The organism is Salinicola halophilus, assembly GCF_003206155.1.
Classification (GTDB): domain Bacteria; phylum Pseudomonadota; class Gammaproteobacteria; order Pseudomonadales; family Halomonadaceae; genus Salinicola; species Salinicola halophilus.
The window spans coordinates 91,336-103,402 of the sequence record NZ_PZJV01000007.1 but is presented as its reverse complement, the minus strand read 5'-3'; the positions used below and the strand labels follow the sequence as shown (position 1 = coordinate 103,402).

At 67.3% G+C, this 12,067-nt stretch carries 13 protein-coding genes; 5 read left to right on the top strand and 8 right to left on the bottom strand.

All coding sequences use genetic code 11. The features are described from left to right. Window positions 1–93: 93 nt before the first annotated feature. Window positions 94–588, bottom strand: coding sequence for a tRNA adenosine(34) deaminase TadA (gene tadA, locus DOM33_RS15230; protein WP_110670524.1), 495 nt, complete (start codon window positions 586–588; stop codon window positions 94–96). A gap of 98 nt (window positions 589–686) precedes the next feature. Between tadA and DOM33_RS15225 the strand changes: the two genes are divergently transcribed. Further along, entirely contained in the window at window positions 687–1,505 is an 819-nt protein-coding gene (locus DOM33_RS15225; protein ID WP_110670522.1) for an acyl-CoA thioesterase, read from the top strand. A 135-nt stretch (window positions 1,506–1,640) separates the two neighbouring features. Here DOM33_RS15225 and DOM33_RS15220 read toward each other — a convergent pair whose 3' ends face one another. Beyond that, window positions 1,641–2,723: an NAD(P)-dependent alcohol dehydrogenase gene (locus tag DOM33_RS15220; protein ID WP_204352715.1), complete on the bottom strand. Its 1,083-nt coding sequence runs from the start codon at window positions 2,721–2,723 to the stop codon at window positions 1,641–1,643. A gap of 274 nt (window positions 2,724–2,997) precedes the next feature. Between DOM33_RS15220 and DOM33_RS15215 the strand changes: the two genes are divergently transcribed. Next, on the top strand, window positions 2,998–3,915 hold the full coding sequence (locus DOM33_RS15215) for an AraC family transcriptional regulator (RefSeq protein ID WP_110670518.1): 918 nt from the start codon (window positions 2,998–3,000) through the stop codon (window positions 3,913–3,915). Window positions 3,916–3,928: 13 nt separating this feature from the next. Here DOM33_RS15215 and DOM33_RS15210 read toward each other — a convergent pair whose 3' ends face one another. Continuing rightward, window positions 3,929–4,666 carry a sulfite exporter TauE/SafE family protein gene (locus DOM33_RS15210; protein WP_110670516.1) on the bottom strand — a complete coding sequence of 246 codons (738 nt, stop codon included), beginning with the start codon at window positions 4,664–4,666 and terminating at the stop codon, window positions 3,929–3,931. Between the two features lie 114 nt (window positions 4,667–4,780). Between DOM33_RS15210 and DOM33_RS15205 the strand changes: the two genes are divergently transcribed. Further along, on the top strand, window positions 4,781–5,284 hold the full coding sequence (locus DOM33_RS15205) for a hypothetical protein (RefSeq protein WP_110670514.1): 504 nt from the start codon (window positions 4,781–4,783) through the stop codon (window positions 5,282–5,284). Between the two features lie 53 nt (window positions 5,285–5,337). Here the strand turns inward: DOM33_RS15205 and DOM33_RS15200 are convergent, their stop codons facing one another. The 5 genes from DOM33_RS15200 to trmB form a co-directional block, all read right to left on the bottom strand. After that, complete coding sequence (locus DOM33_RS15200) at window positions 5,338–5,853, bottom strand: GNAT family N-acetyltransferase (RefSeq protein ID WP_110670512.1); 516 nt, start codon at window positions 5,851–5,853, stop codon at window positions 5,338–5,340. 33 nt (window positions 5,854–5,886) lie between these two features. Beyond that, complete coding sequence (locus DOM33_RS15195) at window positions 5,887–6,333, bottom strand: META domain-containing protein (RefSeq protein WP_162617995.1); 447 nt, start codon at window positions 6,331–6,333, stop codon at window positions 5,887–5,889. 164 nt (window positions 6,334–6,497) lie between these two features. After that, window positions 6,498–7,871 (bottom strand): D-alanyl-D-alanine carboxypeptidase/D-alanyl-D-alanine endopeptidase, encoded by a 1,374-nt coding sequence (dacB, locus tag DOM33_RS15190; RefSeq protein ID WP_239495388.1) that lies wholly within the window; start codon window positions 7,869–7,871, stop codon window positions 6,498–6,500. A gap of 289 nt (window positions 7,872–8,160) precedes the next feature. Continuing rightward, window positions 8,161–8,490 (bottom strand): DMT family transporter, encoded by a 330-nt coding sequence (locus tag DOM33_RS15185; protein ID WP_110670506.1) that lies wholly within the window; start codon window positions 8,488–8,490, stop codon window positions 8,161–8,163. Further along, window positions 8,487–9,164 carry a tRNA (guanine(46)-N(7))-methyltransferase TrmB gene (gene trmB, locus DOM33_RS15180; RefSeq protein ID WP_110670504.1) on the bottom strand — a complete coding sequence of 226 codons (678 nt, stop codon included), beginning with the start codon at window positions 9,162–9,164 and terminating at the stop codon, window positions 8,487–8,489. Before trmB ends, DOM33_RS15185 begins: the two co-directional genes overlap by 4 nt. A 446-nt stretch (window positions 9,165–9,610) precedes the next feature. On the opposite strand from trmB, the gene DOM33_RS15175 reads away from it, so the two are divergent. Both DOM33_RS15175 and coaD read left to right on the top strand, forming a co-directional pair. After that, entirely contained in the window at window positions 9,611–11,488 is a 1,878-nt protein-coding gene (locus DOM33_RS15175) for a beta-ketoacyl synthase (RefSeq protein WP_110670502.1), read from the top strand. An 89-nt stretch (window positions 11,489–11,577) separates the two neighbouring features. Then, window positions 11,578–12,066, top strand: a complete 489-nt coding sequence (gene coaD, locus DOM33_RS15170) for a pantetheine-phosphate adenylyltransferase (RefSeq protein ID WP_110670500.1) — start codon at window positions 11,578–11,580, stop codon at window positions 12,064–12,066. The last annotated feature ends 1 nt before the right edge of the window (window position 12,067 follow it).

The window sequence follows — 12,067 nt, the reverse complement described above, 5'->3', positions numbered from 1 at the left end:
GTGGGGCTCATGCCGACGCTGCCGTAGGGATTACGCTGACGCCGCGGTGGGACTCATGTCGACACTGCGGGACTTTCGTTGCCCTGCGGCGAACTAGTCGCTGCGGTCGGCGTCGGTGCGGTCGATATCGACTGCGCGACGCTGGGCGAAGAACGTCTTCAGCAGACGCTTGGCGGGGGCGGCGAGCACGCCGCCGCAGACCTCGACGCGGTGGTTGAACCAGGGCTGGACGAAGAGGTTGGCGCGGGACTCCACCATGCCGCCCTTGGGTTCGGCGGCGGCGTAGACCACCCGCGCCAGGCGCGCGTGGATCATCGCCCCGGTACACATCATGCAGGGTTCCAGCGTGACGAAGAGCTGGCAGGCGTCCAGGCGATAGTTGCCGAGACGGCCGGCGGCATCGCGCAGCGCCTGAACCTCGGCATGCGCCGTCGGGTCGTGAGCGGCGATGGGCCGATTGTGGCCGCAGCCGATCACCTCGCCGTCGGGATCGACGACGACCGCCCCCACCGGCACCTCGCCCGCGGCCATCGCCAGACGCGCCTGATCGAGGGCGCGGTGCATGTAGAATTCGTCGCTCTGTCGCATACCCATCCGTCCTGCCGGCCCGCGTGACCCGCCGCGAGTTTGAACCGATACTGGCGGGCGTCACCGATCATCGTTTCTGAAACGCCAAGGATACCCGAATGACGCAAGCGCTGGACGACCTGGTCACCCTACTCAGCCTCGAGGCGCTCGAGGAGAACCTCTTTCGTGGCCAGAGCCAGGATCTCGGCCTGCCGCAGCTGTTCGGCGGTCAGGCGCTCGGGCAGTCCGCCGCCGCCGCCGCGCGTACCGTGGCCGACGACCGCTACCTTCACTCGCTGCACGGCTATTTCCTGCGCCGCGGCGACGCCCACCTGCCCGTGGTCTACTCGGTGGATCGCGTGCGCGACGGCGGCAGCTTCACTACCCGGCGGGTCACCGCCGTCCAGAAGGGGCAGCCGATCTTCTTCTGCAGCGCCTCCTTCCAGGGCCGCGAGCACGGCCTGTCACATCAGACCACGGCCCCCGACGTCGAGCATCCCGAGACGCTCGTCGCCCGCGGCGAGGCGGTCCGCCGGCGCTTCCAGAACCATCCGGTGGAGTTCATCACCGTCGAGGAGCGCCACGCCAACCCGCCCTCGCGGATGATCTGGTTCCGCCTGACCGGCGGTTCACTGCCGCCCGACCCGGCGCTTCATCGGTCGCTGCTCGCCTACGGCTCGGACTTCAATCTGCTGTTGACGAGTCTGCTCGCCCACGACGTCGAATTCGGCGACCCGCGGCTTCGCATCGCGAGTCTCGACCACGCGCTCTGGATTCACGACGACCCCAAGCTCGACGACTGGCTGCTCTACGTGATGGACAGCCCCTGGGCCGGCGGCGCCCGCGGTTTCGCCCGCGGCAGCTTCTACGACAGCGACGGCAAGCTGATCGCCAGTGCCGCTCAGGAAGGGATGGTGCGGGTGCAGGCCGAGTACTGAGCCGCGAGCCGCGAAAGCCGTCTGGACGACATGCAAAGAAAAGCGCCAGCGACGAACGTCGCTGGCGCTTTTTGGCGCTTAGCTTTTAGCTTTTAGCTTTTAGCTCATGGCTCGTAGCTCACCGCTGCCATCTACTCAGCTCGCGTCTTTCAGCGACTGCATGTCGATGACGAAGCGATACTTCACGTCGCCCTTCTGCATCCGATCCCAGGCTTCGTTGATCTGATCGATGTTGATCATTTCGACGTCGCAGGTAATGCCGTTCTCGGCGCAGAAGTCGAGCACTTCCTGCGTCTCCGGCATGCCGCCGATGAGCGAGCCGGCGAGCACGCGGCGACGGAACACCAAGTTGGCGCCGGAGATCGCCGGGTCGATCGGCTCGAGCAGCCCCACCAGGATGTGGGTGCCGTCGGGCTTGAGCGCGGCGAGGTAGGGGTTCAGGTCGTGCTGCACCGGGACGGTGTCGAGCATGAAGTCGAAAGTCTCGGCGATGGCGTTCATCTCGTCGTCGCTGGTGGAGATGACGACGTGATCCGCGCCCTGCTGCTTCGCCTCGGCCTTCTTCGACTCGGAGCGAGTGAACAGCGTGACCTCGGCACCGAGCGCCTTGGCCAGCTTCACGCCCATGTGGCCGAGGCCGCCCATGCCGATGACGCCGACCTTGTCGCCCGGCTTGACGCCGTAGTGCTTGAGCGGCGAATAGGTGGTGATGCCGGCGCAGAGGATTGGCGCGGCGGATTTGAGATCGATTCCGTCGGGCATGCGCACCACGAAGCGCTCGCTGACCACTACCTTGTCGGAGTAGCCACCCTGAGTCAGCGTCTCGTCATGGCGGTCGGGGCTGCCGTAGGTCATCACGAACCCTTCGGCGCAGTAGTTCTCCAGCCCTTCGTTGCACGCCTTGCACGAGCGGCAGGAGTCGACCATGCAGCCAACGCCGACCAGATCGCCGACCTGATACTGGCTCACGTCATCGCCAACGGCGGTGACGCGGCCAACGATTTCGTGGCCCGGCACGACCGGGTAAGCCGCCATGCCCCAGTCATCGCGGGCGAAGTGCAGGTCGCTGTGGCAGACGCCGCAGTAGAGGATCTCGATGGCGACGTCGTCCGGGCGCGGGGCGCGACGCTCGAAGTTCCAGAGTTCCAGCGGTGTGGTGGCGGAGTGCGCGGCGTAGCCTTTCGCCGGGCTCGCTTGGGTATCGGTCGTTTGAGACATGAAAACCTCCGGACTCGAAACCCCGCCGGGACGCGACGAACGCATCCAAAGACGGCGTTTCGGGGTATGAAACCCGGTGGGTCGTGGGTACGTATCCCAGCGGGTGATGTGAACGATGGGAAGTCTGGTCGACATTGCCGCGTTCGGCCATGCTCGTTCCTGTCGCGTCCTTGCGCGATACTACGGCGGTGTCGAGGATAGCTGCTTCCTGCGCGTCCAAGTCATGCACAATAGCCCGATCAACCACTGAATCGTCATGCTTTCGAGATCCGCCATGCTCGACTCCAGCGCCACCGTATCCGACGTGACTTCGAAGACGCCGCCGGCCACCAGCTCACGTCGCTCCACGCATCGCCTCGCCGAGGCGATCGCACCGCTCGCCGTCGGCGAGGGCTTCATCGACACCGCCGTCGAGGGCGTACGCCTCATCGCGGCGCACTGCAGCCACGCCCGCACCCCGTTGATCTACGAACCGGGCCTGTTCGTCATCGCTCAGGGCGACAAGATCGGCTATCTCGGTGAACGGGTCATCCACTACGGGCCGGGCAACTACCTGGTCCAGGCGCTGCCGCTACCGTTCGAGTGCGAGACGCGGGCAGAGGCAGGCGCGCCGCTGCTGGGCATCAACATCGCCTTCGACCCGCTCACCCTCAACGAGCTGGTTCAGCAGATGCCGGTGAAACCGGAAGAGGATGGACGCGCGGCGCCGATGGCCGCCGTCGAGCTCGATGCCGCCATGGAACACGCGGTACTGCACCTGCTCGACTGCCTGAAAGACGAGACCGCCAGTCGCGTACTCGGCCCGGGACGGGTACGGGAGGTGCTGTTCGCCGCGCTGAAGGGGCCGCAGGGCGACTCGCTGCGTCAGCTCGTCCAGCGCAACGGTCAGTACGCGCGCATCGTCGATTCGCTGAACTACCTCCACGGGCACTACCGCGAGACGCTGACCGTCGAAACGCTGGCCGCTCGCGCCAACATGAGCGCCTCGCACTTCCACCACCACTTCAAGCGCACCACCCAGCAGTCGCCGCTGCAGTATCTCAAGCGCCTGCGACTGCTCAAGGCCCGCGCGCTGCTCGGCCAGCACCGGATGAACGTCGCCCGGGCAGCCGGCGAAGTCGGCTATCGCAGCACCTCGCAGTTCAGCCGCGAGTACAAGCGCTACTTCGGCGTCAGTCCCTCTCAGGGTTGAGCCGGCGGCCTCTTCACATCGCGCCGATGAGCCCCCGAGCCAGGTAGTAGCCGCCGACCACGGTGACGATCCAGCGCGTCCAGGTACGAAAGCCGCCGTCGCTCAACCGATTGAGTACTCGATTGCCGCTGCGCGTCCCCAGAAATGCCACCGGAATGCCCAACAGCACCCAGCCCCACTCCTGGGGACCGAGTGCCATCGCGGCACGCCAGTAGAAGACGATCTTCAGCGAATGCGCGACCACCTGCACCAGTGCCTTGGAAGCGACCACCATGCGCCGGTCGAGCCGGGAGCGGATGAAGCCGATATCGATCGTCGGCCCCGAGACGCCAACGGCGATGGTCAACCCGCCGGACACCACACCGCAGAAGAAGGCGTGCCACGGCCGGGTGACGTCGAGATGGAACCAGCGCCTGGGAATCCACACCAGCACCGGCATCAGACCGAGCATGATCAGCACGCCGGTTTCGCTCGGGTGATAGTCCAGAAACGCCAGGCAGAGCGCGGAGGCCGCGGTGCCGAGCGCAATGCGAGCCACGATGGGCCAGGCGATGAAACGACGGGAGAGCCACGCACGCGCACCGTTGGCGCTGAGCTGAATGACCCCGTGCACCGCGATGGCACTGGCGGCCGGCAGCCAGGCGAGCAGAAAGCCCAGCAGGATCAGCCCGCCGGCCATGCCGAACACGCCGGAAAGCACCGAGGTCGCGAACACCACCGCGAGAAAGACGAGCGCCAGCGGAAAGCTCATAAGGGAAAGCTACACTCCAGATACGGTAAGGACGGCGACGCCGATGAGCCGGTCGTAGCGACCGCTACCGGCGCGCCTCCCGGGACCGAGTTTTCCCCACACGAGGCACTCATCATGCGTCACATCTTTTCTCTTTCTTCGGCGCTCGCGTTCGCCGCCGCGACAGTGCTGCCCCCTTCGGCGATGGCCTCCAGCCCTGACGCCTGGGCCGCCCACGAACACCACGTCGTCAGCCGGTGCGTCGCCGCCAGCGGTTTCGAGGACGCCGCCCCCGCCGGCGAACCGGTCATCTTCGATGACGACGCCGGCATTACCGCGCTGCTGATCCAGGGGCACCGCGCAGGCGCCAAACGATCGAGCGACGACGCCCGGACGCAGGATCCCATGGGCGACGATGCCGGCCAGGAGCTCTGCCTCTATCGGCGCGCGAGCGAGACCGTTTACATCGCCGAGGCGGACAAGCTCGCCCAGGGCAGCGACGCCCTTCCCGCCACGCCGACCGACGCGCTCAACGGTCTGGGATCGACGAGCGAGAATGGCCTGGGCGATCCGGACACCCCGGACGACAATGCCCTCAACGGCCTGGACACGGCCCGCGGTGACGCCGCGAGGGAATAGACCGGGCCGCGCACGAACTGACCGCCGCCCGACATCGACTCGCGGCACCCACCTCAGGCGTCGCTGCGTGTCGCGAGTCTGAGCTGGTAGAACGCCAGGTCGAGCCAGCGATCGAACTTGAACGCCGCCTCGCGAATCGTCCCCGAGTGGGTGAAGCCCAGACGTTCGTGGAGCGCGATACTGGCGGCGTTCTCGGCGTCGATACCGCCGATCATCAGGTGGTAGCCCTGAGCCTCGGCGCGCTCGATGAGTGCGGCCATCAGCCGCCGGGCGACGCCGCGCTGGCGAAAGTCACGATCGACGTAGACCGAGTGCTCGACGCTGCTTCGAAATGCCGCCTGCGGACGGAACGCCCCGAAACTGGCAAAGCCCATCAGCCGGCCACTGTCGTCGTCGACGAGACCGATCACCGGCAGACTGCCGTCGCGCTTGGCCTGAAACCAGCCTTCGACGTAAGCGGCGGTTCGCGGTCGGTATTCGTAGAGCGCGGTGGTGTTGACGATGGCATCGTTGAAGATCGCCAGAATCGCCTCGCCGTGACGGGGGTAGTCGCACTCGATGAGAGTCAAGTCGTTGCTCCTGCTCGGAAACCAGCGCGCAGTCTAATACAGCGCATTGGCTTTGAGTTCCGCCAGGGTCTGGCCGTCGGCATCGATGAGTCTCAGTCGCTTGCCCGCCTGCTCGACCCGCGCGGTACGCGCAAGCGCTGCCGTCCAGTCGCGCTCGAGCGTCGCGGCCTCGCCCGGGCAGGCCATACGCGTCGAGGCGATCGGCGAGAAATGCAGCTCGCGGCCGTCGAGCGTGTAGCTCCCCACCAGGCGGTTGCAGCCCGTCGAGCCGGTCACTCTGCCCTGAGTATCGAGCACCATGTGCGCCTCGCGCTGGTCTTCGACGACCGCCACGTCCCTGCCGTCGAGGGTCATGAGCTTCCAGTAGGTGCCGATCAGTTCCTCCGTCGGCTGTCCTTCGCCGGCCGTCGGCGTGGACGGTCCGGCACAGGCCGTGAGTAGTGCCAGCAAGGCTGCCGCCAGTACGCCCTTTCCTCGCATCGTGATTCTCCGCTGTGCAGTTGCCGCCATGTTGCCCCCGCCGCTGCAGCCGGGCAACGGGGCGGGTCGCGCTTGCCCGATCTATCCGCATTCATCGCGCGCATGACGACGAACGCCGACGGGTGTCGGCGTTCGCGCAAGGGTAGATGTCGAACGGCGCTCGATCAGTGGTTTTCGATCATCGCGGTGAGATCGTCCGAGATCATCGGCAGCGTATCGCGCCAGGCGAGATACGGCGTCGAGGCGGTACCGTTGACGAGCACGGAGAAACTCCCCCAGCGGCCGCTCTCGGTGCGGAAATAGCCGGCGATGGCGCGCACCGTGACCGGTTCGTTGAGCGTGCCGGTCTTGATCATCACGTGATCCTGGAAGGTCTGGCTGCCGCGGCGGATGAAGCGCATCGGCCCGTTGGTCGGCACCTGCATGCCGGCGACGAAGGTCGGGAAGAGCGTGGGACGCTCGTACATCGCGCCGAGCAGCGCATTGACGCCCTGCGCCGATACCCGGTTCTCCGGCGTCAGCCCGCTGCCGCTTCTCAACGTCACCGGACCGTGGCCGGGCAGTGCACCGGCGAAACGCTCGAGGGCACTACCCGCCTCCGGCAATCCCTGCTGGGCGCCAGTGGTGAGATCCAGCGCCAGCATGTCGGCCATGAAGTTGTTGGAGTAGTTGAGCGTGCGCAGCAAGAGCTCCTGGAGCGGCTTGCCTTCGATCGCGGCCAGCGGCGTGGCGCTCGAGGGCGGCGGCGCCTGACTCACGGCGTAGCCGCGAATGGCGACGCCGGCCTGCTCGAGCAGCGAGGTGAGCGTGCGCCCGGTCTGGTCCGCCGGGTCCGAACTCGCCTTATAGATGGCCTGCGGCATGGCACCGGCGGGAATCTGTCCGCTCACTCGCAGCAGATCCCCCTGGCTGTCCGTCAGGCGACGCGCGTCGAGCGACACCGAGCCGCCGCCGGCGACGGTCGCGACGTCGTTGTCGACGCGGATCGTCGGCGCCACGGTGTCGCAGCTGGTGACGCGGGCCGGTTCGCCGGGGGCGCCCGGGGTGACCGTCGCACACCAGTTGGCGTAATTGACCGCCGCCGACGAGAGCAGCGCGCTGTAGGCGTTGGTGCCCACGCTTCGAGTCGCACAGCGGTCGGTGGTGATGCAGGCCACCGGACCGAAGCGCCACTGGCTCACCACCAGATCGCCGTCGACCCGCTTCACACCGCGTTCGCGCAGCTTCTGGATCAGCCGCCACAGCTCTTCGGAGGTGAGCGCCGGATCGCCGCCGCCCTCCAGCACCAGGTCCCCGTGGAGCACGCCGCTGGCATCCAGCGAACCGGTCGTCACGAAGCGCGTGGTGAAGCGATGCTGCGGCCCCCAGCGGTCGAGCGTGGCCGCCGCGGTATAGAGCTTGGTCACCGAGGCCGGCGACAGCGGCTGGGTCGGGTTGAGCGCGCCGAGCACTTCGCCGCTGTCGAGCAGCCGCGCCTCGGCACCGAGCACGAACCCGCGATCGGCGAGCTTGGCGACATTGTCGAACCCGGCCGCCACCGCCACGTTCGAGACCAGCGGGAGCGTGAGAAGACACAGAGCCAGGGAACTTCGGATCAGGGAGTGTCGGGCCAGAGGGCTTCGAGCCAGAGAACGTCGAACCAGAGAACGTCGAACCAGAGAGCTTGGGGACAGCCAACGCCGCATGAAAACGCTCGCTCTAAGAAAAGTGAAAGGAAAGCCGCGCCGTCGAGACTATCAGCGTTTCGCCGAATTAGGCGACATCGACCGGTAAACGCCGGCAAAGGGTCTCACTACATGGCGGCCGAGCCGCATGCGGCAGACCCCGTCAATGGGACAGACGGGAGAAGATCTGGATGACGCCGACGCCGGAGATGATCAGCGCCATGCCGAGATAGGCCGGCAGATCGGGGCGCTCGCCGAAGACGACGATGCCGATGAGCGTGACCAGCACGATCCCCAGGCCCGCCCAGATGGCGTAGGTGATTCCCACCGGCAGCACCTTAAGCACCAGCGACAGCGCATAGAACGACAGCGCATAGCCGACGACGACGATGATGCTGGGTATCAGCCGGGTGAATCCCGCCGAGGCCTTGAGCGAACTGGTGGCGACGACCTCGGCGACCACCGCCAGGGCGAGCAGAATATAGCTTTTCATGAACTCTCCAAAGTCGCGTCGAGCACGATGCGATAGCGCCACAGCGTCTGGCCGCTCTCGGCGTACTTGCGCTCGAACGGAGTGAGATGGTCGGCCGCCGGCGTGAACGCTTCCACCGGCGCGTCGCGCCCGCACAGCGTGCTCACCGCCAGCGCGAATTCCTGCGCATAGATCGCCCAGTTGGTGCGAAGTTCGAGCGACCCGCCGAGCGCGATCACGGCCGGGAACACGGGATGACCGTGCCAGCGCTTCTTCAACTGGGCCCGCTTGGGGTACGGGTTGGGGTAGAGCAGATAATGGCGACAGGGTCGCCAGCCCGCGGCTCCTGCCAACCGCCAGAAGTCGACCAGGTCCGCCCGCACCAGCAGTGCGTTCTCCGGCAGCGCGCCGTGATCTCGCCCCAGCCGATCCTCGCTGCGATCGACCCCGATCACCGCGCAGTCGGGGTGGCGTTCGGCCAACTGTCGGGTGGAGAGCCCCACGCCGCAGCCGGCATCCAGGATCAGGGGGCGGTCGATTGCGCTCAGCCAGCGTTCGGCATTGGCGAACGCCGCTCGGGTGTGTTCCGCCGGCGAGCGCTGCCAAACGCTCTCGCGGGCGCGCTCGACGCGGCGGACGAGATCGTCGTGGGGCGCGGTCTGGGGGCTATCGATACGGCGGGAAGCGGCTTTCATGACGGTGACACGGGCTCGGCGAATGAGGGAGACGAAACGATCGCCTAGTCTAGCAGCCGCGTCGCGCCCCGGTGTCGTCCGTGCGCATCCCGCCCCGCGCTTGCGCCGCTCGAGTCTGCCGCCCGCCGCGCGGGGCGTACGGCGCGCCCGCGTGCGGCATGACGCGGGATACGCGCGGGTGTATCATGCCAACCCACATTCAGCCAATCCTGGCAATACGGCCTTGGGTGGCAGGCGCGGCACCCCGTTTATCGTCGATGTCTCTTCGTCATTGGCTTGTCGAGCGAACGCTTTTCACCGCTTTTTCGCCTGACGGCCCCTCGACATTCGCCCCGCCCCGCGGGATCTGACTCCCGCGGGAGCGCGCCGCACCCTCCCCCATCGAAACCGATTGCCCCAACGCTTACGAGGGACATGGCTTGTCACATTTACCGGTGATCGTCGGAATGGGCGGCATCAACGCTGCGGGCCGGACCTCAGGGCACCAGGCCTACCGCCGCACGATTCTCGACGCCCTGCCGCAGACGACCCAGATCCAGACCCTGACCGCGCTGGCGGCCCTGATGCGCCTGGTCACCCAGCGCGACGACGGCCGCTGGGAGACCGCCGACGGCGAGGTGCTCGACACGGCCGCGGCCGCGGATCGCTTCCGGCAGCCGGTGCTCGAGCACACGCTGATTCGGCGGATCGAGGACGACGCCTTCGCCGGGGCGGGCATCCCGGGCAATCGGCCGGTGACCATGAACGTCAGCGAACCGTTCACCTTCACCACCTCGCGCCGCCAGCTGCCGCAACCGCTGCCCGCCGGCTGGGAAACCCGCGAGATCGACGCCAAGACGGTCGAGGTGAGCGTCCCCACCGGCACGCTGGAAGCGCTGCTGCCGGAGCGCCGCCAGGCCTCGGTCCGCGCCGCCGGTCAGCTGCCCCACGGCTTTTCGCCGGAGTCGTTCTACCGCAGCGTTCACCATCCGCGCGGGCTGTCGATGGCGATCTTCGGCGCCAGCGACTGCCTCGGCCAGAGCGGTCTCGACTGGACCGCGCTTCGCGATCGTCTCGATCCGGACGCCATCGCCGTCTACGCCGGCAACTCCATCGGCCAGCTCGACGATGCCGGCTGGGGCGGGATGCTCAAGAGCTACGTCACCGGCAGCCGCGTCACCTCCAAGCAGATGCCGCTGGGCTACGGCCAGATGCCGGCGGATTTTCTCAACGCCTACGTCCTCGGCAGCGTCGGCGCCACCGGGGCGATCCAGGGCGCCTGCGCCACTTTCCTCTACAACCTGCGTCTGGGCGTCGAGGACATTCGCCACGGCCGCCGCCGCGCGGTGATGGTGGGTACCAGCGACGCCCCGGTGACCCCGGAGATCATCGAGGGTTTTCGTGCCATGAGCGCGCTGGCCGACGATCAGAGCCTGATGGCGCTGGACGCTCTCGAACTTCTGACCGACGCCGACTATCAGCGCGCCTGTCGTCCGTTCGCCCGCAACTGCGGCTTCACCATCGCCGAGGCCTCGCAGTTCGTGCTGTTGATGGACGATTCGCTGGCGCTGGAGACCGGCGCGCAGATTCTCGGCTCGGTGCCCGAGGTGCACGTCAACGCCGACGGCTGGAAGCGCTCGATCTCCGCCCCCGGTATCGGCAACTACATCACCCTCGGCAAGTCGGTCGCGCTGGCGCGCTCGATTCTCGGCGACGAGAGCGTGCGCCAGCGCAGCTATCTGCACGCCCACGGCACCAGCACGCCGAAGAATCGCACCACCGAGTCGCACATCTTCGATCAGGTGGCGCGCGCCAACGGCATCGAGAACTGGCCGGTCGCGGCGATCAAGGCCTTCATCGGTCACTCACAGGGCAGCGCCGCCGGTGACCAGATGGCAAGCGCCCTGGGCACCTTCGCCCACGGCTGGATCCCCGGCATCCCGACACTCGATGCGGTCGCCGACGACGTCCACGCCGAGCGACTACGCTTCTTCCAGGATCCGCTCGCCTTCGAGGCCGACGCCAGCTTCGTCAACGCCAAGGGCTTCGGCGGCAACAACGCCACCGGCCTGGTGCTTTCGCCTGCCGTCACCGAGCGGCTGCTGGTCAAGCGCCACGGCCAGCGCGCCGTCGACGACTGGCGCCGGCGCCGCGAGCAGACGCTGGCCGCCGCCGCCGCGCACGAAACCGCCGCCGACGCCGGGCGCTTCGACGTGATCTACCGCTTCGGCGAAGGCGTACTCGACGGTCCGGAACTCGAGGTCAGTGCAGACGCCGTGTCGATTCCCGGCTATGGCCGGCCCGTCTCGCTGAAAGCGGACAACCCTTTCGGCACGCTCGATTGACGTCAGGCTCGATCGGCACGGCACCCGGTCGACACGATGTCCGACCGGACAGACTCGCAAGCGACGGCGACAATGACGAGGTGAATGGCATGCACACCGTGGTCTACCCCGGCACCTTCGATCCGATCACCAATGGCCACCGCGATCTGATCGTCAGAGCCGCGCGCCTGTTCGAACGGGTCGTGGTGGCGGTGGCCGAGAGCCCGCGCAAGACCCCGGCGCTCGACCTCGAGGTACGCACGTCGCTCGCCCGCGAAGTGCTCGGCGACTGCGACAACGTGGAAGTGATCGGTTTCGACGGCCTGCTCACCGAGTTGCTCGCCCGCCTCGACGCCCGAGTCCTGCTGCGCGGGGTGCGCGGCGTCTCTGATTTCGAGTACGAGCTGCAGCTGGCCAACATGAATCGCGCCCAGGCCCCCGACGTCGAGACGCTGTTCCTGACGCCGGCGGTCGAAAACGCCTACGTCTCCTCGACCCTGATCCGCGAGATCTCGCGGCTGGGAGGAGACGTTTCCCAACACGTATCGCCCTGCGTGGTCGACGCGCTGCGTCGGCGATTCTCGGCAGACGGCGGCTGAT

What these genes read in the sequence shown, in the direction of transcription:
- tadA (WP_110670524.1), bottom strand. Translation starts at nt 588, where the DNA reads ATGCGACAGAGCGACGAATTCTACATGCACCGCGCCCTCGATCAGGCG.
- DOM33_RS15225 (WP_110670522.1), top strand. Translation starts at nt 687, where the DNA reads ATGACGCAAGCGCTGGACGACCTGGTCACCCTACTCAGCCTCGAGGCG.
- DOM33_RS15220 (WP_204352715.1), bottom strand. Translation starts at nt 2,723, where the DNA reads ATGTCTCAAACGACCGATACCCAAGCGAGCCCGGCGAAAGGCTACGCC.
- DOM33_RS15215 (WP_110670518.1), top strand. Translation starts at nt 2,998, where the DNA reads ATGCTCGACTCCAGCGCCACCGTATCCGACGTGACTTCGAAGACGCCG.
- DOM33_RS15210 (WP_110670516.1), bottom strand. Translation starts at nt 4,666, where the DNA reads ATGAGCTTTCCGCTGGCGCTCGTCTTTCTCGCGGTGGTGTTCGCGACC.
- DOM33_RS15205 (WP_110670514.1), top strand. Translation starts at nt 4,781, where the DNA reads ATGCGTCACATCTTTTCTCTTTCTTCGGCGCTCGCGTTCGCCGCCGCG.
- DOM33_RS15195 (WP_162617995.1), bottom strand. Translation starts at nt 6,333, where the DNA reads ATGCGAGGAAAGGGCGTACTGGCGGCAGCCTTGCTGGCACTACTCACG.
- DOM33_RS15185 (WP_110670506.1), bottom strand. Translation starts at nt 8,490, where the DNA reads ATGAAAAGCTATATTCTGCTCGCCCTGGCGGTGGTCGCCGAGGTCGTC.
- trmB (WP_110670504.1), bottom strand. Translation starts at nt 9,164, where the DNA reads ATGAAAGCCGCTTCCCGCCGTATCGATAGCCCCCAGACCGCGCCCCAC.
- DOM33_RS15175 (WP_110670502.1), top strand. Translation starts at nt 9,611, where the DNA reads ATGGGCGGCATCAACGCTGCGGGCCGGACCTCAGGGCACCAGGCCTAC.
- coaD (WP_110670500.1), top strand. Translation starts at nt 11,578, where the DNA reads ATGCACACCGTGGTCTACCCCGGCACCTTCGATCCGATCACCAATGGC.